This window comes from Planctopirus hydrillae, assembly GCF_001707835.1.
Taxonomy (GTDB): Bacteria; Planctomycetota; Planctomycetia; order Planctomycetales; family Planctomycetaceae; genus Planctopirus; species Planctopirus hydrillae.
On sequence record NZ_LYDR01000137.1, the window covers coordinates 63,172 to 84,737 of the forward strand.

The following is a 21,566-nucleotide window of genomic DNA, read 5'->3' on the forward strand; positions in this document are numbered from 1 at the left end:
AAATACATCGCACCAGCATGCAGTCCAGTGCCCAGCAACCATCGTTGTTTACGCCAGAAGACCTTCCTGAGGTCTCAACCCCGTGGGAGATCGTGGACAGTGAAGATCAACTCTACGCTGAGGTGGTTTTCAACCTGCCCATGCTCAAATCCTACCATTATCTTGTCCCTTCGGGGCTCAGAGACAACTTACGCCCAGGTGCCAGAGTGCGGGTTCCTTTTGGGACTGGCCAGAAGTTGACGCAAGGGTACTGTGTCTCTTTAACAAGGACGCGACCTGCACATCGCAACTTCAAAGCCATCGAATCTTTACTTGATGCCGCCCCACTGGTCGATGCACCCATGTTGCGACTGACGAGATGGATCAGTGAAGAGTACCTGTGCAGTTGGGGTCAGGTGCTCGATTCGGTGATCCCTGCGGGAGTGAAGTCGAAAGCCGGAACTCGGGAACTTTTGCACTTCGAACTGGCCGAAGGCTATGAAACTCGACTGACGACTCTCAAATTGTCGGCCACTCAGCAGCGAATTGTCGATGTGCTGAGATCAACAACTGAGCCGATGGCCGGAGATGAATTGACCGGTCTTGCGGAATGTGGGCTCTCACCTCTGCAGACGCTGCGGAATAAAGGGATTGTTGTTGCCACAAAAATCCGCACCTGGTCGAAGTCGGTTTCCAGCGTAGGGGAGAACGATACTTCGGCTATTCTGCTGAATCGAAATCAACACTCGGCTGTCACCAGGGTCATCGAATCGCTGGCATCCGGGAAGTCGGAAACTTTTTTACTCTACGGCGTCACTGGCAGTGGCAAGACAGAAGTCTATATCCGCGTGATTGAAGAAGTCGTGAGGTACGGTCGGCAGGCTATTGTACTGGTACCGGAAATCAGTCTCACTCCGCAGACAATCCGGCGTTTTCGTAAGCGATTTGCCTCGGTCGCAGTCCTGCATTCTCATTTAAGTGATGCTGAGCGACATAGCTATTGGCAGCAGATTGCGCGAGGTCAGGTGCAGGTGATCGTCGGGGCCAGAAGTGCGATTTTTGCACCGGCTCCAAATCTGGGCCTGGTGGTCATTGATGAAGAACATGAGACGAGTTTCAAGCAGGATTCGACCCCTCGGTATCATGCCCGGGAGGTTGCCAGGCAACGAGTTCGCGATGCCGGGATACCACTGATTCTTGGTTCCGCCACACCGACTCTCGAAACGTGGCTTCGCGGAATTCGAAAAGAAGAGATCGTGCTTTCGCTACCTCATCGAGTGGCTCAAAGGCCTCTGCCACCCGTGATGATTGTCGACACCCGCAACGATCAGTCACTTCAGAAAGGAGCTTCTCTGGGGCGGGCAATGCTCGTGGCCATGCGGGAATCGTTAGCAAAGAAGGGGCAGATTATTCTGTTTCTGAATGTTCGAGGGTATTCGCCGGCACTCTTTTGCCGGGCCTGCGGGCAGAGCGTGAGGTGTCCGGATTGTGATGTCACACTCACTTATCATAAACAGCGGCAAATTGCCCTGTGCCATAGCTGTGAGTATTCCATCGATCCACCGACCAGTTGCCCGAATTGTGGTAAGCCCGGCCTGTTGTTTCTTGGGCAGGGGACTGAGCGGCTGGAACATGAAGTGAAGGCTCGATTTCCTGGTGTCAGTGTATTGCGCATGGATAGCGATACCATGCAGAAAAAGGGAAGCCACGATCGGGCCTTGGAGTCCTTCCGGCAAGGTGAGGTGCGGATTCTGCTGGGAACACAGATGATTGCGAAAGGTCTGGACTTCCCCAACGTGACACTCGTAGGCGTAATTGATGCCGATACATCACTGCATCAACCGGATTTTCGAGCATCTGAACGAACTTTTCAGTTGATTGCTCAAGTGGCCGGGAGAACAGGACGCGGTGAACTGGGCGGTAAAGTCCTCGTACAGACCGCGTGCCCGGATCAGCCAGCGATCCTCTATGCCGCCCGTCATGACTACACGGCCTTCGCACGGCAAGAACTCGAGCACCGGCATACTTTGGGATACCCGCCGTTTGTCCGCATCTTGCGGATCATTCTTCGCGGTGAGATCGAAGCTGATGTGGAAAAAGCCGCCGAGAGAATTCGCCTGGGATTAGAATCGAAGGGGTTGGAAAGGGATGGCATCCTGGCAAAAATCCTCGGCCCGGCACCTTGCCCTGTGGCCAGGCTCAAGAAGTATTTTCGCTACCAGTTACAGCTTTCTCATCCTTCGGGAGAAGTTCTAGGTCAATTGTGGAGAGAAATTGAACCTATCGTGCCTGAACTCACGCCGGTAGAAATCTCTGTGGATCTTGACCCGATCAGCTTCCGCTGAATCAATTCTTAGACCTGTTTGCAGCCATAGGAATACTCATTGCCGAGGGTTTTCAGCTATTGGCAACGCAGTCGAGAAAGATTGATACATACGCCACATGGTCGACCATCGGGGTGTCTCAATGACGAACGGCATCTAGCGCTCGACACAAATCTGGTTGCAGATATGCCGGTCGGTCACCAACTGTTGTGTCATCGACGAGACAAGCTGTTTGGCGTGATAGGATGGGCAAACACCAGTCAATATGACACGATCATCCGACCAGCAGAGTTCGAGTTGGTGCACCAAACCTCTTAAACGATTGCGGAGAATCTCTGCCGTATCGTCTTCTTCCAGGTTGGTGGCAGGGTCGATCATTTCGAAGACCGGTAGACCCGAAGAGGTTGGAGTGATCACGGCAGTGACCGCAACGGTAACGTCATTTTCAGCCGCACGTGGCTCGTGTGGCCAAGCCGTTTTGATCGCTGGAAACTTCGCTGTTTGAGAAATCATGGTGCCATCCCTGCTTGTGAATTCTTAAGCCGCCCATGTCAGAACGACGAGCATTGAGAATGATTGCTGTACAAGACAATGACAATCATGCAGCCTTCCTTGACTGAATTCATTTGCTTTACAAGCTACCCCTCGCGAATCAATCCGTCAAAGAAATTTTGTATGAATCCTGGATTCGTTTTCAGCCTCGTTCTCACTGAGTGTGTCTTGCTGTGTCGATTCGCATTCTGTAACGGGAAATGGCTATTTCCATGCTGTTTTTGTATCAAACAGTAACTTTTTCTGAAGCAGCCTCCCTGCGTGGAGAGACAACTTTCATCGCTTGATATAAGCTGTCGAAGAATGTCAGCCATGTAAATTCTCATGAATTGGAAACTCCGGGGGGATCTCTGGGGTGACAGCCTCTTCTTGAGTGCTGGCCAATGTCTGTTACTGAATGCAACAGGTTGTCGGAACACCTCGCCTCGGCTTTATCCTGAGAGTCTTAAAAACACTAAAGGTTTATGCTCATGCCTCTCTCTGAATTGGACCGCAAATTTCTGGATGATCTCCTGGCTGCCCCCAGTCCTTCGGGATATGAGCAACCGATTCAGGATGTCGTCCGGGCTTATGCAGCCGGGTTTGCAGAGACTGTGACCACAGATCGACATGGGAATGTGATGGCCTGTGTGAATCCTCAAGGACAGGTGCGCATCATGCTGGCTGGCCATTGCGACCAGATTGGCCTGATTGTCAAAAACATCGACGAGAAAGGGTTTATCTGGGTACAGACGATTGGTGGTTGGGATCCCATGGTACTGCTGGGACAGCGCGTGCAGGTCTGGACACGCAGCGGACCGATCCCAGGGATTATGGCTCGCAAGCCGATTCATCTGCAGTCGCCTGAAGATCGCAAAGCTGTTCCCGAAATCAAGAATTTGTGGGTCGATATTGGTGCTCTGAATGGAGAAGAAGCCAGGGCGGCCGTGCGAGTTGGCGATGTCATTACCTGTGAACTTCATCAGCAGACCATGCGAAACGGCTTTGTCAGCGGTGTGGCCATGGATGATAAGGTGGGAGTCTGGACTGTATTTACGGCGGCCCGCCGGGCGGCACTTCAATCGCCAAAGGCGGCGATTTATGCCGTCTCCACCGTACAGGAAGAAATTGGTCTGCGCGGTGTGCAGACGAGTGCAGCCGCTATTCGGCCACAGATTGGTCTGGTGACCGATGTGACCCATGCCACCGATTGTCCGACGATTGATGAGAATCAGCATGGTCGCATCAAGCTGGGACAAGGCCCAGTCGTTTATCGCGGGCCGAATACCAATCCTCGGGTCTTCGACCTGATTGAAGAAGAAGCTGCGAAACATGGGATCCCTTATCAACTGGCTTCATTAGGCACACCAGCCAGTAACGATGCAGCTCAACTCCAGTTGGCGGGCGATGGAGTGGCCATGGGATTGATCTGCATTCCCAATCGATACATGCACAGCCCCGTTGAAATGGTTTCGCTGGAGGATCTGGATCATGCGGCCAATCTGATGGCGGCGTTTTGCGTGCGGATTCAGGACGATACGAATCTCATTCCGTAAGCTTGCCACAAAAAATGCTGCCACCAAAGGAATGCTGCTGACAATGATGTTGCAGCGAAATTTCACGACAGCCAGCAACAGATGGCGTGTTCCGCAGGGAACGAATCGTTATGTCAACTCCCCGCTACACACCTCAGCAAACGCGGGCTTTGACTGAGAAATCGGTCTCGATCGCTCTCTCGGCAGGTGCCGGCTGTGGAAAAACCTTTGTACTGACGAGGAGATTTCTCGGGTATTTGAAGCCCGGGCCTGAGCAGTATCCGCTGACATCGCTGGTGGCGATCACTTTTACCGATAAAGCCGCTCGCGAGATGCGGGATCGGGTACGGGCTACTTGTCTGCAGCGTGTGCGAGAATGTCCACCCGAAGAAGCTGACCACTGGTTAAGTCTGCTGCGGGATCTGGATCGTGCGCGGATCAGTACGATCCATTCCTTTTGCGGCAACATCCTGCGTTCGCATGCGATCGCGAGCGGTCTCGATCCCGAATTCACCACCCTCGAAGCGAGTGTGGCTGATTCGCTCCTCAGGCAATCGATTGAAGCCACAGCCACGCGATTGCTGGTCAACGATCAACCCGCATTTCGACTGCTGGCTGTTGATTATGGTATTGAGAAACTCCTCGAATCGTCAGGAGTCCTTGTCCGACAACGGCAACTGATCACTTTCGCAGACTTTGACGAAATGACAGCGGAAGAGTTGGCAGGGATCTGGCAACGTTGGCTGCAAGAGACGGGCTGGCCCGCGTTGGTGCGGCAGATCGAGCACCAGCCGACGTTTGTAAGGCTCAGTGAATTCATCTCACGAACATCAGCCAATACCCCCAAGCTTGACGAGAAGCTGAAGATTCTTCGGCTGATCATGGAGCAATTGAAGAGTCAGCAAGACTCGCCAGTACCGGGGCGTCTGGAAGAGTTATTTGCGGAGCTAACGCTTCAGGCGCGAGTGGTAGGGGTGAAGCCTGACCATTGGGGAACCCCTGATGATCACGAACTGGCTAAGGAGTTGTTCACACAGGTTCGAGACGAATGCAAAAAGTTGATTGAAACCATTCAACTGGCTCAAACTGAGTTTGTCCCTTACGCCGAGAAGAGCCTCGCCTGGCTGTCGATCGCTGGCGAGTCAATCAGAGATTACGAACTGCTCAAGAAATCGCGCGCCTGTGTTGACTTTGACGATCTGCTGGTTTTGAGCCGGGATTTGTTGCGGAACGATCTGACGGTGCGCCAGGCGTTGTCGCGCTCCATTCGTGTGCTGATGGTGGATGAATTTCAGGATACAGATCCCGTTCAGGCTGATCTGGTCGAGATGATCTGCGGCAAGGAATTGACGACAGGGAAGTTGTTCCTCGTCGGTGACCAGAAGCAGAGTATCTATCGCTTTCGAGGTGCTGATCCTCTGGTTTTCCGATCGCTGAAGAGCAAAATCCCAGCCGCTGGTCAACTGCCACTCACCATGAACTTTCGCAGTCAGCCCCCGATTCTGCATTTCGTAAACATTCTGTTTCGGCGGGTGATGGGAGCAGATTACGAAGCACTGGAACCATCTTTCGCAGATGAAAAACCTGAACTTGAGCGGATTGAGTTTCTGTGGGCAACAACGGATGTCGTTGAGAACAGGGCCGTTCAGGGAAGTATCTCGCGCAAGGATTCCACAGCACAAGGATTGGCCGATGAACAGGCCCAGGATGCCGCTGATACAGAAAGTCGGGATGTTGCAGATGGTGATGATGATTCCCGCTCTGATTCCGGTGAGAAGCAAACAGCACCTTTCTTGAGACGGCGCGAGGCTGATTGGATTGCCCGTCGTATTCTTGAGTTGCTGGCCGATCCGACACCGCGAATTCGGGAGAAAAGTGGCCACTGGCGTACAATCGTACCTGGGGATATTACGATTTTGTTCCGGGCGTTGACAAACCTGGAGGTTTACGAACAGGCACTAGAAGCCGCCGGAATTGACTATTATGTGGCGGGTGGCAGAGCGTTCTTTGCCCAGCAGGAAATCTACGATCTGGCCCACTTGTGTCAGTTTCTGGATGACCCGGAGGATGGGTTCAGTCTCGTGGGCCTGTTACGCTCGCCGTTTTTCTGTTTCAGCGATCCATTGATTCATCGCCTCGCTTCTCGCGCGGGTGGAATCACGCAATCGTTATTTGCCGAGGCTTCGGTCGTCAGCGGTCTGTCGCCAGAAGAGTCTGCACAGGTTGAGTTTGCTGCCCAGACTCTTGGTTCACTCGTCGAGCAGCGGGATCACTGGCCGTTGGCGAGAATTATTCGCCGGGCCCTGGAGTTGACGGGCTATGAGGCGATTGTCGCTCAGGAATTTCTCGGTTCACGGAAGCTGGCGAATGTGCATAAAGCGATTGAACTGTCCCGACAGTTTGATCTGGCGGGCGGAAGTCGTGCGGAGTTTGTGACGCAACTGCGGGAATCCATCGATCAGGAATCTCGCGAGGAGTTAGCTGCCACACATCCCGAATCGAGCAGTGTGGTCCGTTTGATGTCGATCCACCAATCCAAGGGACTTGAGTTTCCAGTGGTCTTTGTGGCCGACATGAATCGACCACGAAAGACCGAAACGCTTCAACCGACGCTCCATCCTCGGTTAGGGGCTCTGGTGACACCTTCGAACCCTCTGGGGGAACGACAAAAACATCCTGTCGGCCAATTCATTGAGATCATGGAAGAGGCTGCCAGCCTCGAAGAGTATCAGCGTCTTTTGTATGTGGCCGCCACTCGGGCCCGGGATCTGTTGATTCTGTCTGCAGGGATCAAAGGTTTTGATGAAGGAAAGTTTTCGCCCTGGATGCTGGCTTTGAAGCAAGTCTTTCATCTCGAGACAGGCCTCTTGCGGAATGATCCCTGGTTTGCGAGCGGACATGAGGATGTGAGAACCCCGCAGGAAATTCCGCTGATTCGTACTCATCATCAGCCACCGCAATTTATCGACCACGGTGTTCATCGACAGGGTCTTCACAAGCTGTCATTTCCACAGGTCTGGAATGAACTGGAACTGGCAGAATCTTTGCCCTGGCCTCAACTCGTGGCGGATGTCCAACGGGATGCGGAAGGTCGCCGAAGATTGAGTGTTTCGCGACTGGAGGAGTTTCAGGAACAAAGCTCATCGGAATTAAAGAGTTTCGTTCCAGCAGGTGAATTGGAAACGCAGTCGGCGAGTCTCAGTCGCAGCGATGCAGAACTGTTGGGAGAAATGATTCATGGCGTGCTGGAGCGATTTGAACCTCGCGCAGAAGAAGATTCAGAGAAATCGCTGCTTCAACGACTCTGGCTGTGGTGCCAGAGGCAGCCTGCACCACCTGGAGGCCAGATTCTGGAGCAGGCACAGCAATGGCTCAAGACGTTTGCATCGACCGAACTGATTGATGAACTGGCCATGGCCAGTGAACTGCATCGAGAACTGGAGTTCAGTCTTGATTGGAAATTGACTGGAGCAGAGCCGATACGAGAGACAGAGATCTATGGCCTGATCGATGTCCTGATGAAAGACTCTCAGGATGACTGGATCATTCTCGATTACAAGACGAGTCGCGTAGCGGCTGGAGCCACTGATGAGCTGCTACTCCAGCCCTATCGATTGCAATTGGGAACATATGCCCTGGCCGTGCAGCGGCTCTTTGGTCGCCTTCCCCAAAAGGCCGAACTGATTTTTATGCGCCCCACACCCCGCCGGGTAGTCTGGAACATGGAGCAGGTGCTTGTTTCCGATCTGGAACGACTTGTGACCGAGGCCATCAATCAGTGGGATGCGGCACAGGCTTCGAGTTCGATCTGAGGATTGCCGGACGAAAAAGTCTTCGTTTTTGGAATCTGCCAGCGAGACTTCCGGACTGTGACAATCGTTAAAGTCAAAGCCATAAATTGTCAGTTTGACGTCCATATTGAACGCACACTGCCGACGATGTGGCAGCGTTGTTCTGTGATAGATGTTGTTCCTGAGCCGAATTTTTGGTGCGTAACTTTACCAATCAGGTAAGATTTGACGGATTGGAAAACTCTCCGGCACATCGAAGATCGCAACTAGAATCTCCGCAGGTGATGCAACCCGCAAAGTATGGCTTTGTCTGAGATCTGTGGGATGTTCCGCCGAAGAGACATACGAGCGACTTCTGCCTGGTCTCCTCCCAGCGTCGCCCCATGTCAGGGCCGTTTCTTCAGAAAGCCTGAAATGTCGAAACTGACAAAATGGACAGTTCCCGCCAGCATGTTTTTTCTGGGTTGCCTGGCCGGTGGTGGGCTGTTGTCAATTCCCGTCATGAACGCCGTTCGCGCATCTGCTGTTGATAAAGCCGCTCTGGAAGAAGCATACGAGGATCTCAATAAGAAAGTGACCGCCCTTCAGGAAGGGAGTTCCCTGCTGGCACGAGTCGCTCATTTAGCGACTCCCAGTGTGGTACACATCGAGAGCCGGCGGAATGTCCCCAACAAGGGTGTTGTGGAAGAAACTGGATCGGGAGTTCTCGTCAGTGGCAGTGATGGAAAAGGAATTTATGTCGTTACCAACCGGCATGTGATTGATGGAGCGATTCCTGGAAATATCTCGATTTCGCTCTTTGACGGCCGCGTGATCAATCCCGATGACATTCGCGCAGACCGCGATACCGATTTGGCCGTTCTGCGTGTCAATGCTCCCAATCTTTCACCGGCCCGATGGGCTGATTCTGATAAAGTCGATATTGGTCACATGGTGCTGGCCGTCGGCAGCCCGTTTGGGCTCAGTCAGTCAGTCACCTTTGGAATCATCAGTGCCAAAGGTCGTCGCAAACTTAAGCTGGGTACGACGGCTGTTCTGAATCAGGATTTTCTCCAGACCGATGCCGCCATCAATCCCGGCAACAGTGGCGGCCCATTGATTGACCTGCAGGGACGCATCATCGGCATCAACACTGCGATTGCCAGCAGCAGTGGCGGTAACGAAGGAATTGGCTTCAGCATTCCGAGTAATCTCGTCCGCCGGGTGATGGATCAGCTCCTCGAATTTGGTGTGGTACAACGGGCATATCTGGGTGTGCGACTCGATCCAGCCTTTGATCTGCGATCTGCCAACCGGCTGAAGCTCGATCGAGTGGGGGGAGCGCGCGTTACTGAGGTCTATCCCAACACTGCAGCAGCCAAAGCCAACCTGCTCTACGACGATGTGATTCTCAGTTTTGATGGAGTCGATGTTGAAGATGAGAATCATCTGATCAATCTGGTCAGCTTGACACCGTTCGGCAAGAAAGTGCGGATGGTCGTCTGGCGCGGTGGGAGTAAGATCCCTGTCCTGGTTCAACTCGGTGATCGTGCCGAGATGCGGGAGCAGAGTGCTGTACCAACTCCCGACATGGGTCTTCCGCCCGTTCGGACGACGAGTCTCACACCGGGATTGAAATTGAAGCCACTCGATTTTCAAGTGCGGGAGACGCACCGGCTACCAGCTCGTGCTGGTGGTATTCTTGTCAACGAGGTCGCGATCGACAGTGTCTGGCAAGGGATTGTCGAAGTGGGCGACCTGATTGTCGAAGTCGATCAGTGGCCAGTCGCTTCCGAAAGCGAGTTAGCCAGTGTGTTGAAGGCAGGCGAGGCATTACCGACGATACCCATTCGATTGATGCGACTTGAAGGTGGAAAATCGGTCGAGCATGTCGTGCAACTGCCACAATCGAAACTGCAATAAACGCATGTCTTCGAGGGATCGAGGTACACGGGTTGGGTAGGGAGAGATCATTGGCGTCAAACGATCATTGGCGTATCGAAGTGGCCGCCTCTCAATCGCCGTGGACTCATCCTCATTGGGTTGAATGGATCAAGTGGGTGGTCGCCTCATATGCTCGATGGACTGGTAAAGCCCTTTCCGACGCAGGCGAGGAAGAACTGCCCAAAGTGCTGTACCATGCCCCATTCGTGCTGGTCTCGCATGGGCAGGAAGCCGACCCAATCCTGTGCTATGGAAACCAGACCGCTCTGAAATTGTGGGAAATGAACCTCTCGCAATTCCTCGAAACACCTTCGCGATACACTGCCGAACCCATGCATCGTGATGAACGGGCACAACTGCTCGAACGCACGACCCGATATGGATTTGTCGACGACTACCAGGGAATCCGCATCTCTGCCTCCGGAGCCCGATTTCGAATACATCAGGCAACGGTCTGGAATGTGGTTGATGAAATGGGCGTCTACCAGGGACAGGCCGCGATGTTCCACGAATGGACACCACTCGGTCAGCAGGTTTCAGTCAATCTTTGACAGTCCTCGTTAAGCCGCGACTCAGGCTCCCAGCACTTTACGGACGTTGGCTTCTGTCACCGGCTGAATAATGCCCTTTTCAGTGATGATTGCCGTAATGAGTTCTGCCGGTGCGAAATCGAATGCCGGGTTGTAGACATTGGCACCTGTGGGGGCGAGCTGGACACCCCCGGGATGTGTAATTTCAGTGGAGACTCGCTCTTCGATGGGAATTGATTTCCCTTCGAGCAGCGTCAGGTCGAATGTGGAAGAGGGGGCTGAGACATAAAACGGAATTTTGTGGTAGTGGCATAGAACTGCAACGCTGTATGTCCCAATTTTATTGGCGGCATCGCCACGTGCGGTAATCCGATCAGCCCCGATAATGGCAGCGCCAATTCGTCCTTCCTTCATGACCTGCCCGGCCATGGAATCGGTAATGAGTGTGCAGGGGATTCCTCTTTGCATGAGTTCCCACATGGTCAATCGGGCTCCCTGAAGCAAGGGGCGGGTTTCATCAGCATAAACATGAATCTGCTTGCCAGCGGCATGCGCGTGAGCCAGAGCGGCAAACGCTGTTCCATCGCCAGCGGTGGCCAATCCGCCGGTATTGCAGTGTGTCAGAATCCCAGTATTTGCAGGGAGGAGCGAGGCTCCGAATTCTCCCAATCTGGCACACATGGCACGGTCTTCCGTTTCAATGGCCTGTGCCTCAAGAAGTAATCTCTGCTGAAGATCAGCAGCACTGCATTGTGGGTGATCTTTGGCAACCTGTTCCATGCGCTGAATGGCCCAGAAGAGATTGACAGCCGTGGGCCGACTTTCTGCCAGGTATTTGGCCACCCTGGCGAGTTGTCGATCAAACTCTTCTCGCGAGACTTCTGCCCCTGGCTGAAAGAGAGGTTGAAGACCGACAACGATTCCATAGGCTGCCGCCACGCCAATGGCAGGGGCGCCGCGAACTTTGAGCTGCTTGATCGCCTCCCAGATGAGTTCCACGGTGTTACCATCGATATGCTTCAGTTGGGTGGGCAATACCGTCTGGTCAATCAGCTTCAGTGATCCGGTCAGTTCGTCGCCTTGCCACTCCAGAGCACGATAACTGGGCAACGACACAGAGTTGGACACCATGGGGAATTCTCTTTGGCTGGGTCGAACATTCAGGAAGATTTTCAAGAATCGGTACGCTAACCGAAATGGCTGGTGCGTACCAACGAAGGGCTGATTCTCAACGGATTGAAGTTCAAAGTGACTGAATTCAATGGAAGCCCTTCGGGACGAGACAAACTTTTTTGGAAAGAGGTGAACCCAGACCCGACAGTTGATAACATGCAAATCTGTTCATGGAACATGTATTGGGATGTTTTGACCTCTGGAGTCTGGCCATGCGAGTGATCTGCAAAAGTTTTCTGGTGCTGGCGTTGGGTTGGTTGAGCCTGTTCGCAGGACAGGGGGGAGCTTTACAGGCTGCTGATGCACCTGCCAAGAAATACAAAGCTCTGATGCTGACTCAAAGTGCAGGATTTACACATGGCTCGGTTCGTCGTCCGAAAGCTGAAGGCGATGCACCACAGAAGTTGAGTGCTTCAGAAATCGCGATGACCCAGCTCGGTCAGCAGACCGGACTGTTTGATGTGACCTGTACGCAGGATGCCGCCAGCGATTTCACGAAAGAGAACCTGTCGAAGTACGACATGGTGATCTTCTACACGACTGGCAATCTCCCAATTGCTGAGGCCGACAAAGAATACTTTCTCAATGACTGGCTGAAGCAGGAAGGTCATGCCTTTATCGGATTCCATTCCGCGACAGATACGTTCAACAACTACAAACCCTATTTTGATTTTGTGGGTGGTACGTTTGATGGACATCCCTGGGGAGCGGGCGAGACTGTTACCATCAAGATTCACGATCCTGAGTTTCCTGCCATGAAGCCACTAGGAAGTGAACTGGTCATCAAGGACGAAATCTATCAGTACAAGAATTATCGACCTGAAAACGTGCGGGTCTTGATGAGCCTCGATATGTCCAAGTGCAAAACCAAGCGTCCTTACATGGTGCCGGTCTCTTGGGTCAAAGAACATGGCAAGGGCCGATTGTTCTACACGAATCTCGGCCATAATGAAGGAACCTGGACCAACCCCACTTTCCTGGAGCATGCACATCAGGGAATTCGTTGGGCTTTGCGGCTCGAAGAAGGAAATGCCACACCCAATCCAGAGCTCCAGGCCAAACTTCAGGAAGAGGCCAAAGCAGCCGCAGAGCCTGCCAAGTAATGAATGAAGAAGTCATCGATGAATCGGATCGAGACAAGGATTTGATTAGCAACAAAGCTCCCGCAATGCTCATCTGTTGCCGGGAGCTTTGGCTTTTTGTGTGAATATGGATGCCAGATGTCAGAGGATTTCAGCGCCCGAACTCACGATTTGCGGCGAAGTTCAAAAAGCTGAAAGCGGCCGAATCGAGGTTTGGCCAGAGGCTGATAGTTTTCGTCGTAGAGCTGATACTCAAAGGGTGTAAATTTGAGTTTCTCGGCAAACCATTCAGCCCGCGTACGACCGGCGTCACCAATCCAGCAGAGTCCGTCACGCGCAAGCGTTTTGTCGATCAGTTGAAGAATCGGCGCGTGATTGCGTTCTTCATAAAGCACTTCACTGGCAATAATCACTGGAAATGATTCGGCGGGCGGGTCTCTCCAATCGAGCTGCCGGGCCTGTGCCTCGACCAGATTGAGTCGGGCGTTTTCCCGGGCCACGAGAATCGCTTCGTGATCATAATCGGTGATCGTCACCTCATCACCACGCACAGCGGCAGATACACCCACCAGCCCCACACCGGCACCCAGTTCAAGAAGACGTGTTCCTTTCGGCCAGGGGGCGTACTGCAGGACGCGAGCCATGAGAACTGCCGCTGGCCATAGATAAGCCCAATAGGGCATGTAACCATCCGCCTCATGCCGAGCGAGAACACTGTCAGATTCCAGAAATGCATCCGGATCGGCAGGTTGGTAGAGCTGAACAGGCCTGCCCCCCCCGACATCGTAAGTGGCCAGTGCCCAGCCGGAGGGAATCTCGAACAATCCCGGTGGTGTCTGAGGCAAACGCTCGGCTGGGTGTCGGATTTCCTGAAGTAAAGGCGGTGCACCAGCGGGGGCTTCTGCCGGTGCGGGAAAAGATGATTCCTCGTTCAATCTGGATACTCAATTAACAACTTCTGGATAATCGAAAAGAACTTTCTCACGAACATCCTGCCAATGAACGCTGTCAGCTACAATTCAAGCACGGCAGATTTGCCGGGAATTGCTGCAAGATGGCATTTGGCCGCTCCTGAGTTTTCGTCATTGACTGGATTTCGTTTTTTAACATGGATGCGCTCTCACCGGCCCCTGCGGCCCCAGACTTTGCTGCGTTGAGAAAGCGACTGCCCGAAGCCATGGCCGCTGATCGTTCAGGGCTTTCAAAGCTGCTCGAAACAACAGCCCGCATGGCCCAGCGCGGCCAGCCGTTTGATCGAAACCTCCATCGATTCACGGATTGGCTGGAAAAATCGATCACAGCCCGCAATGACCGCATGGCACGGCGGCCCGCCATTCATTACGACAACGAGCTGCCTATCATGCAGCGGCGGGAAGAGTTTCTGAAACTCTTATCCCAGCATTCAGTGATCATCGTTTGTGGAGAAACTGGCTCTGGAAAATCGACGCAACTGCCCAAATTCTGCCTCGAAGCCCAACGCGGGATCGATGGACTGATCGGACATACTCAGCCACGACGAATTGCCGCTCGATCCGTCGCCATGCGGCTTTCCGAAGAACTTCGTTCACCTTTAGGGCAGGCCGTTGGCTACAAAGTTCGCTTTCAGGAGGCTGTAGGAGCCGAGTCTTACATCAAGCTGATGACTGACGGAATTCTCCTTGCAGAGATTCAATCTGACCCGTACTTGCGTCGTTATGACACAATCATCATCGATGAGGCGCACGAGAGGTCGCTGAACATCGATTTTTTGCTCGGGTATCTCAAGCGATTGCTGACACAGCGCAAAGATCTCAAGGTGATTATCACTTCGGCAACGATCGATGCCGAGCGGTTCAGCCAGCATTTTGAGGTGGATGGTCAACCCGCTCCGATCATAGAAGCCTCCGGAAGAAGTTATCCCGTCGAGATTCTTTACCGGCCCATTTTGAGTAAGGGGGATGCGGCGGAAGACAACGACATCGACATGCAACAGGCGATTGTCGAAGCCGTTCAGGAAGCCACTTCGCAGGGTTTTGGAGACATTCTGGTTTTCTTGCCCACCGAACGGGAAATCCACGAGACAGCGAAGATTTTGCGTGGTGGCGAGCGAGCGGCTTCTCATCGCGAGATTCTGCCGCTGTATGCGAGACTTTCTGCAGCCGAGCAACAGCGAGTGTTCCAGGTTTCTCAGAGCCAGCGCAGAATCATTCTTGCAACCAACGTGGCCGAGTCGTCACTGACTGTACCCGGCATTCGCTATGTGATCGACACGGGGACCGTGAGGCTCAGCAGGTATTCTCCACGTTCGAAGATCCAGCGACTGCCAATTGAACCGGTCTCACAGGCCTCCGCGAATCAGCGGGCAGGACGCTGCGGGCGTGTCGGCCCCGGAATCTGCTATCGACTGTATGATGAGGCCGATTTTGCAGCACGAGATCCGTTCACAGTTCCAGAGATCTTGCGAACAAACCTGGCTCAGGTGATTCTTAAAACGGAATCTCTCGGTCTGGGAAGCTTATCGAGCTTTCCATTTCTTGATCCTCCCCGAACAGAGTCTGTTCGAGATGGTTATCGCACCTTGTTCGAGCTGGGTGCCGTCGATCTGGACAATCGTCTGACGGAACTGGGTAAGAAACTGTCGCGAATACCGACCGATCCTCGCATTGCGCGCGTGTTGTTCGCTGCCGACGAACAGCTTTGCCTCGCCGAAATGCTGATCATTGCCTCTGCCCTCGAAACACAGGATGTGCGCGAGCGCCCTGTTGGAAAACAGGATGCGGCTGATGAAGCCCATGCGAAGTTTCTGGACGAAACCTCGGATTTTGTGACATATCTCAAAATCTGGGATTTTTACCACGAATTGAAAGCCAAGCTGTCACATAGCCAGCTTAAAAAGGCGTGCTCCCAGAATTATCTTTCATTAACCAGATTGAGAGAGTGGAGCGATCTGCATCGAGAGCTGTCTGAACTGGTTCGTGCCGCAGGGTTAAAGATTCGCCCCCGTTTGCAGGATACCTCCGCCATCCATCGGGCGATTCTGGCTGGATTCCCAACCAACATCGCTATGAAAACTGATAGCGGTGAATATCAGATGGGTGGTGGAGCACTGGGTGTCATCTGGCCGGGTTCCGGGATGGCGAAACAGAAGCCTCGCTGGATTGTGGCTGCCGAGTTTGTGGAAACGACTCGCCGCTTTTTGCGAATTGCAGGAAAGATTGAGTCCGAGTGGGTCGAGCCCTATGTGGAACATCTGGTCAATCGAACCTATCACGATCCTCACTGGGATGCCCGTAGCAGGAGTGTGGTCGCTTATGAAAAGGTGAGTCTGCAAGGATTGCCAATCGTCAATCGGCGGAAGACTCAATTCGGACGAGTGAATGCGGCCCAGGCACAGGAGATTTTTATCCGTCAAGCACTGGTAGAAGGTGATTATCCAAATCCTCCAGCGTTCCTGGCTCATAATCTGGCATTAAGGCAGGAACTGGAAGATCTGCAGGCGCGGCTGAGAAAAACCTCGCTCATTGCTGATCCTGAAACCCAGGCAAAGTTCTATGCTCAAAGACTCCCTCCTGATATTTATGATGGCCCGCGTCTTGATAAGTGGCTGAGAATTGCCGCGAAAGATTCGCCCGATCTCCTCAAAATGACTCGGGAAGATCTGCTGGCCCAGGAGGCCGATGAAGACTGGCGAGAACGATTTCCCGACCAGATTCGTGTGGGAAGTCTGCAGGCAGAGGTCGAATATCATCTGGAACCCGGGACAGCTCAGGATGGGATTACCATCAAAGTTCCACAGGCGGCGTTTCGCCAATTGGAGTGGCAGCGACTGGGTTGGCTCGTTCCAGGCCTTCTTGAGGAGAAGATTGTCGCATTGCTCCGAGGATTGCCCAAAGAGTATCGAGTGACGCTTTCCCCGATCCCGGAATCTGTCAAGCAGATTCTCCCTTTGCTGAAGATGGGACAAGGTTCACTCGTCGATCAACTGGCAGAGATTGTGCGGAGGCGCTTCGGAGCCAGAGTCCTTCCAGGGATGTTCGATGAATCGAAGCTCCCGAATCATTTGCGCATGAACATCCGCCTGATTGATAATTCAGGTCAGGAAGTCCTCTCCAGTCGAGAGCAAACTCAACTGGAAGCTCATGCCGGGCAACTCATTCCCAGTGAACTGATTTCCAAATCGATGGAGCGAACGGGCCTGAAGACCTGGGACTTTGCGACTGTCCACGAAAAGGTGATCGTACGGCAGAACGGGCTCGAAATTGATGGTTTTCCTGCCATTGTCGATGAGGGGAAAACGGTGGGGCTGAAGCTCTTCGATACCGCCATTCGCGCACTTCACGAGCATAAGCGGGGCGTGCGGCGACTGGCTGTGCTGAAGCTGCAGAAAGAACTCTCAATGCAGGTGACCCACCTTCCAGAGATCAAACGCTGGGAACTGGCCGCGAAAGCGCTCCCACAACCCTTCCCACTCAAAGAGCATTTGAACGATCTCCTGGCGATGAGGGCCGTCTGTGAAGGGAAAGTCTTGCCGCGCTCTCCCGAACAATTCCAGTTAGCGATTGATGCCGGGTTTGATGAACTGGGGAATGCTGTCACGGACGTGATGCGATTGATGAGCAGCATTTTTCAGCAGACGGCAGAAATTCGAGTACGATTGGATCGCATTCCACCGGTGCATGATCTGACCAAACGCGACTTGCAAAGGCAGTATCAATGGCTGTTAACGCCCGGATTTCTGACGCAGACACCGTGGTTCTGGCTGGCCCAGTTTCCGAGATATCTGAAAGCGATGCTGCTGCGCATGGATCGACTGACGGGCAACGCTGCCAAAGATCGTGATCGAATCATGAATCTGGAGCCGTGGATTGTGCGTTATGCCCAAAGATGGAATGAACACAAGCGGCGAAAATTTATTGATGTCGAGATGGAAACCTTCCGCTGGATGATCGAAGAGTATCGTATTCATCTGTTTGTCCAGGACATGGCGACCGCTGTACCCGTTTCGGATAAACGGCTGGAGAAACAGTGGCTGGCGACCACCCCTTAGTTCAATTCTGAGCTTGGAAAAGAGATCGATCCGTGAGAGAGATTGGTGTTCTCGATCATGTTCAACAGGCCGATCTGCTGGCAGATTATCTGCTGTCAGAAGGCATCAAATGTCACATCGATAACCAGGATTCTCAGTTCGTGCTGTGGGCACTGGATGACGATCTGGTGGCGAAAGCCAAAGAACATCTGCTGGCCTTCAAAGCCAACCCTCTCGATCCGGTTTATGCCGAAGGGGCCAAAGCGGCCCGGCAGATCCGCAAAGAGGAACTCGCCAGGCGAAAGCAATATCGCAAGAACATCAAAGACATCCGCTCATCATGGAGTTTTGCTCCCACGACTGGCCCGACATTTGTCTCTGCACTCTTGCTCTCGATCTGCCTGATTGTGGGATATCTGACATGGTTAGGTCAGGCCGGAAACACGATCACGCCCAGGTTGCTCTTCTCGACTGACATGAACTGGAGCGAATTGAAGGAGGGTGAACTCTGGCGGCTGATTACTCCCATTTTCCTGCATTTTGGATTGATGCATATTCTCTTTAACGCCATGTGGCTGATCAATTTGGGCCCCATGATCGAACGACGCAATGGATCATTGTGGCTGTTGGGATTTGTGTTGATCACGGGCATTGCTTCGAACTTTGCACAGGCTTATTTCGTCAGCCCGGCATTTGGCGGCTTCAGCGGAGTGAATTATGGACTGATTGGCTACGCCTGGATCATGGGACGAAGAGCACCTGGTTCTGGCATCAGGCTCTCTCCGCAATCCGCAGGGTTAGCTATCGCCTGGGGTCTGCTGGGAATTGCGGGTGAGTTTGTGCATCATCAATCATGGATGGCCAATTGGGCACATGGTGTCGGCTTTGCAGTCGGTTGTTTCTGGGCATGGGCTGAAACTGAAAAGAGCAGATAATGGATCCCCGATGATCGAGCCCCTGGAACATTTGAATCAACGCATTGTGGCCTGCGAACGTTGCCCGAGATTACGTGCATGGTGCGAGGACATTGCCCGCGAAAAGAAACGCGAGTTTATGGCCGACAACTATTGGGGGCGGCCAGTTCCCAATCTGTTACCCGTACCACCACAAACCCACGATCGTAAGCTGCTGATTATCGGGCTGGCACCCGCTGCCCATGGTGCCAATCGCACCGGCAGAATGTTCACGGGAGACCGCAGTGGCGAGTGGTTGTATCGCGCTCTAAATAAGGCGGGCTTTGCCAGTCAGCCCACCAGCCACCATCTTGATGATGGCTTAACTCTTTCCTGTTGTGCGATTACTGCGGTCTGTCATTGTGCTCCACCTGATAACAAGCCTGACAGATTCGAGATTGCAAACTGCCAGGAATATCTCACTCAGACCATCGAGTTCTTCAAGCCACATGTTTTTCTGGCACTGGGGCAAATTGCCTGGAAAAGCCTATTGGACTATGCCAATGCTCATGAGCTACTTTCCAGTCAGCCAGTCAAGTTCGCTCATGGTGCCACAATCACCTTCAATGACGGGCGAAGTGGCCTGGCCAGTTATCATCCCAGTCAGCAGAACACCTTCACAGGCAGGCTCACCGAATCGATGTTCGACAGCATTTTTGCGGAGGCCCATCGTCTGCTGGAGATCACTGACCGCCCGAGTTGATGGAGCCGCTATTGTAAACCTAAAGTTTTGAGCAGTTCGGTTTGCGAAAGGTAGTTGGGTGTCAGGAGTTGAACTCCGGCAGGTTTCAGTTGTGCAGATTTTTCGTGGTCAATCACCCACGGATTGAGTTCTTCACCCACGATGCCAATGGGATAACCACCCAACTGACTGCACGCACGAATTTCTGTCACTCCGTCTCCAAAGGCCGCCATTTCCTGCGGTGAGCAGTTGGTCTTTGCCAACCATTCGGCCATGACGGCCTGCTTACTGAAGACGACAGGCCCGTCATCTGGTGCGTAAACTCGACCTTCGAAAAAATGGCTCAGCCCCAGTTGTCCCAGTTCATGAACAACATCCGGTCGATAAGTGCCACTTGCCAGCACGAGAGTCACATTTCGATGGGCCAGGGCTTCCAGAAACTGATGAGCCCCCGGCAAGGCGAGATCAGCCATGGTCTTCTCACCACGACTCAGCTTTTCGAGCCGATGATCAATCGTTTGTCTCAAATCTTGTGCGAACTCGTCGAAGTAGAATTTCGGATGCTCTGGCGTTCCTCCTCGGGAGAGAATCGAATGAGCCAGGCGTTCCATCTGCAGTATGGTGGGCTGCCCGTTGAGCGAGAGAATCTCTGTGCGCAATTGAGGAATGAGATGTTCCCGCTGCTCCAGGGGAGTGAATGTGGGTTCGAGATGCTTGAGCATCATTTCGAGCATGATCGGCAGCCAGCCAGCTCGGACGAGGCTTAATGTCCCATCAAAATCAAACACAGCCAGACGCACCGGGACATCCACCGATCGTGACAAAACGACTTCCAGCACAGATTCGACTCCTCAAGATTCCAGAAAAGATTTTCTTGATGAATTGAATCCGAGTAATGTTCAATACGCCAGCCACAATCTCTTGCGACCGCTGAGTGATGTCACTTGAAGGATTCGAAAATGTACCAGATGGGAATTGAAATCGGAGGAACCAAACTTCAATTGGCCGTCGGTCAAGCTGGCGAAACCAGTTTTGTAGAAATCGTACGGCATGATATCGACCGTTCTCTGGGAGCCCCGAGCATTTTGAGCGTCCTGGAAGTTGAAGTTCCCAGGCTTTGCCAGCAGTATCAGATCAGTGGTGTAGGTGTGGGGTTTGGCGGCCCCGTCTGGTCGGATCAAGGGATTGTGCAGACCTCACATCAGGTTCGCGGCTGGGATCACTTTCCATTGGGAAACTGGCTTCATGAACGGTCACGTTGCCCCGTCATCCTGGCCAATGACTGTGACACGGCTGGTCTGGCTGAAGCTCGATTTGGAGCCGGCGTGGGCAAATCGTCGATGTTCTACATCACTGTCGGGACAGGAATTGGTGGCGGGCTGATTCTCAATGGCCGCATTCATGGCACATCACGACCGGCTGCGGCAGAAATCGGGCATTTGCGACCCGGCCTCGATGCCTGCAGCCCGAGTCAGACAATTGAGGCTTTGGCAGCAGGGCCGGCGATCAGTGAGTTCACTGCCCGCCAGCTTCGTGTGCTGACGGAAACCGAAACACTCTCTTCGGATGCGCGAGAAATCCTCGACAGTTGCGAAGGAGATCTTGATCGCCTCACGACCAGGCTGTTGGGTATACATGCTGGTAATGGCAACAGCATTGCTCTACGTGCATTTGCAGAGGCGGCTCATGCTCTGGGCTGGGGCATTGCTCAGATGATCACCTTAATCGCCCCGGAAAGAGTGGTCATTGGCGGGGGTGTCTCTCTCACGAAACCGCATGTTTTTCTCGAACCCCTTGCCAAGTTCACGGAAACCTATGTCTTTGGTCAACTGAAAGACTCGTATGACATTGTTCCCGCAGCACTGGGGGAGACTGTTGTCCTGCACGGAGCCTTGGCACTTGCCCAGAATGCCTGAAGAGGACATCTGGCTCATGAGATAAAACAACTGGTGATTTGACTCGACTGGTGAAATGACGAACGTGGCAACGCGAGTAATGACAATCACGGTTTCGCTCAAAAGTTGACGAAATGTGGTCGTCAACTTTTGAGCGAAACCG

14 protein-coding genes are annotated in these 21,566 nt (G+C 53.1%); 10 read left to right on the forward strand and 4 right to left on the reverse strand.

Translation table 11 applies throughout. From position 1 onward, the window contains the following. The first annotated feature begins 17 nt into the window (after positions 1 to 17). A complete protein-coding gene (priA, locus tag A6X21_RS16875) occupies positions 18 to 2,324 on the forward strand; it encodes a replication restart helicase PriA (protein WP_068850110.1) in 2,307 nt (768 codons plus the stop codon). A gap of 135 nt (positions 2,325 to 2,459) precedes the next feature. Here the strand turns inward: priA and A6X21_RS16880 are convergent, their stop codons facing one another. Continuing rightward, entirely contained in the window at positions 2,460 to 2,816 is a 357-nt protein-coding gene (locus A6X21_RS16880; RefSeq protein WP_068850112.1) for a hypothetical protein, read from the reverse strand. Positions 2,817 to 3,325: 509 nt separating this feature from the next. On the opposite strand from A6X21_RS16880, the gene A6X21_RS16885 reads away from it, so the two are divergent. The 4 genes from A6X21_RS16885 (at position 3,326) to A6X21_RS16900 (ending at position 10,634) form a co-directional block, all read left to right on the forward strand. Further along, complete coding sequence (locus A6X21_RS16885) at positions 3,326 to 4,390, forward strand: M42 family metallopeptidase (RefSeq protein ID WP_013109641.1); 1,065 nt, start codon at positions 3,326 to 3,328, stop codon at positions 4,388 to 4,390. A gap of 110 nt (positions 4,391 to 4,500) precedes the next feature. Next, positions 4,501 to 8,181 (forward strand): UvrD-helicase domain-containing protein, encoded by a 3,681-nt coding sequence (locus A6X21_RS16890; RefSeq protein WP_068850114.1) that lies wholly within the window; start codon positions 4,501 to 4,503, stop codon positions 8,179 to 8,181. 393 nt (positions 8,182 to 8,574) lie between these two features. Next, entirely contained in the window at positions 8,575 to 10,062 is a 1,488-nt protein-coding gene (locus A6X21_RS16895; RefSeq protein WP_068850116.1) for a trypsin-like peptidase domain-containing protein, read from the forward strand. A 50-nt stretch (positions 10,063 to 10,112) separates the two neighbouring features. Beyond that, positions 10,113 to 10,634 (forward strand): MEKHLA domain-containing protein, encoded by a 522-nt coding sequence (locus tag A6X21_RS16900; protein WP_083233684.1) that lies wholly within the window; start codon positions 10,113 to 10,115, stop codon positions 10,632 to 10,634. Between the two features lie 21 nt (positions 10,635 to 10,655). On the opposite strand, the gene mtnA is transcribed toward A6X21_RS16900, so the two are convergent. Continuing rightward, entirely contained in the window at positions 10,656 to 11,744 is a 1,089-nt protein-coding gene (gene mtnA, locus A6X21_RS16905) for an S-methyl-5-thioribose-1-phosphate isomerase (RefSeq protein ID WP_110766479.1), read from the reverse strand. A gap of 212 nt (positions 11,745 to 11,956) precedes the next feature. Here mtnA and A6X21_RS16910 point away from each other — a divergent pair, with 212 nt between their 5' ends. Continuing rightward, a complete protein-coding gene (locus A6X21_RS16910) occupies positions 11,957 to 12,889 on the forward strand; it encodes a ThuA domain-containing protein (protein ID WP_240490303.1) in 933 nt (310 codons plus the stop codon). A 143-nt stretch (positions 12,890 to 13,032) separates the two neighbouring features. On the opposite strand, the gene A6X21_RS16915 is transcribed toward A6X21_RS16910, so the two are convergent. Beyond that, a complete protein-coding gene (locus A6X21_RS16915) occupies positions 13,033 to 13,803 on the reverse strand; it encodes a class I SAM-dependent methyltransferase (RefSeq protein WP_068850118.1) in 771 nt (256 codons plus the stop codon). A gap of 173 nt (positions 13,804 to 13,976) precedes the next feature. On the opposite strand from A6X21_RS16915, the gene hrpA reads away from it, so the two are divergent. Genes hrpA through A6X21_RS16930 form a run of 3 tightly spaced genes read left to right on the forward strand, consistent with a single transcriptional unit; the run spans position 13,977 to position 19,529 of the window. Further along, the gene (hrpA, locus tag A6X21_RS16920) at positions 13,977 to 17,894 is read left to right on the forward strand and encodes an ATP-dependent RNA helicase HrpA (RefSeq protein ID WP_083233685.1); all 3,918 of its coding nucleotides are present in this window, start codon (positions 13,977 to 13,979) and stop codon (positions 17,892 to 17,894) included. A 32-nt stretch (positions 17,895 to 17,926) separates the two neighbouring features. Continuing rightward, positions 17,927 to 18,808, forward strand: a complete 882-nt coding sequence (locus A6X21_RS16925; protein ID WP_068850121.1) for a rhomboid family intramembrane serine protease — start codon at positions 17,927 to 17,929, stop codon at positions 18,806 to 18,808. Between the two features lie 10 nt (positions 18,809 to 18,818). Then, a complete protein-coding gene (locus tag A6X21_RS16930) occupies positions 18,819 to 19,529 on the forward strand; it encodes a uracil-DNA glycosylase (protein WP_068850124.1) in 711 nt (236 codons plus the stop codon). Positions 19,530 to 19,537: 8 nt separating this feature from the next. On the opposite strand, the gene A6X21_RS16935 is transcribed toward A6X21_RS16930, so the two are convergent. Next, entirely contained in the window at positions 19,538 to 20,347 is an 810-nt protein-coding gene (locus A6X21_RS16935) for an HAD family hydrolase (RefSeq protein ID WP_068850127.1), read from the reverse strand. Positions 20,348 to 20,467: 120 nt separating this feature from the next. Between A6X21_RS16935 and A6X21_RS16940 the strand changes: the two genes are divergently transcribed. Beyond that, complete coding sequence (locus A6X21_RS16940) at positions 20,468 to 21,424, forward strand: ROK family protein (protein ID WP_068850130.1); 957 nt, start codon at positions 20,468 to 20,470, stop codon at positions 21,422 to 21,424. The last annotated feature ends 142 nt before the right edge of the window (positions 21,425 to 21,566 follow it).

Coding starts and splice junctions, on each gene's coding strand:
- mtnA (WP_110766479.1), bottom strand. CDS start 11,744: ATGGTGTCCAACTCTGTGTCGTTGCCCAGTTATCGTGCTCTGGAGTGG.
- A6X21_RS16885 (WP_013109641.1), top strand. CDS start 3,326: ATGCCTCTCTCTGAATTGGACCGCAAATTTCTGGATGATCTCCTGGCT.
- hrpA (WP_083233685.1), top strand. CDS start 13,977: ATGGATGCGCTCTCACCGGCCCCTGCGGCCCCAGACTTTGCTGCGTTG.
- A6X21_RS16890 (WP_068850114.1), top strand. CDS start 4,501: ATGTCAACTCCCCGCTACACACCTCAGCAAACGCGGGCTTTGACTGAG.
- priA (WP_068850110.1), top strand. CDS start 18: ATGCAGTCCAGTGCCCAGCAACCATCGTTGTTTACGCCAGAAGACCTT.
- A6X21_RS16940 (WP_068850130.1), top strand. CDS start 20,468: ATGTACCAGATGGGAATTGAAATCGGAGGAACCAAACTTCAATTGGCC.
- A6X21_RS16880 (WP_068850112.1), bottom strand. CDS start 2,816: ATGATTTCTCAAACAGCGAAGTTTCCAGCGATCAAAACGGCTTGGCCA.
- A6X21_RS16910 (WP_240490303.1), top strand. CDS start 11,957: ATGGAACATGTATTGGGATGTTTTGACCTCTGGAGTCTGGCCATGCGA.
- A6X21_RS16930 (WP_068850124.1), top strand. CDS start 18,819: ATGATCGAGCCCCTGGAACATTTGAATCAACGCATTGTGGCCTGCGAA.
- A6X21_RS16895 (WP_068850116.1), top strand. CDS start 8,575: ATGTCGAAACTGACAAAATGGACAGTTCCCGCCAGCATGTTTTTTCTG.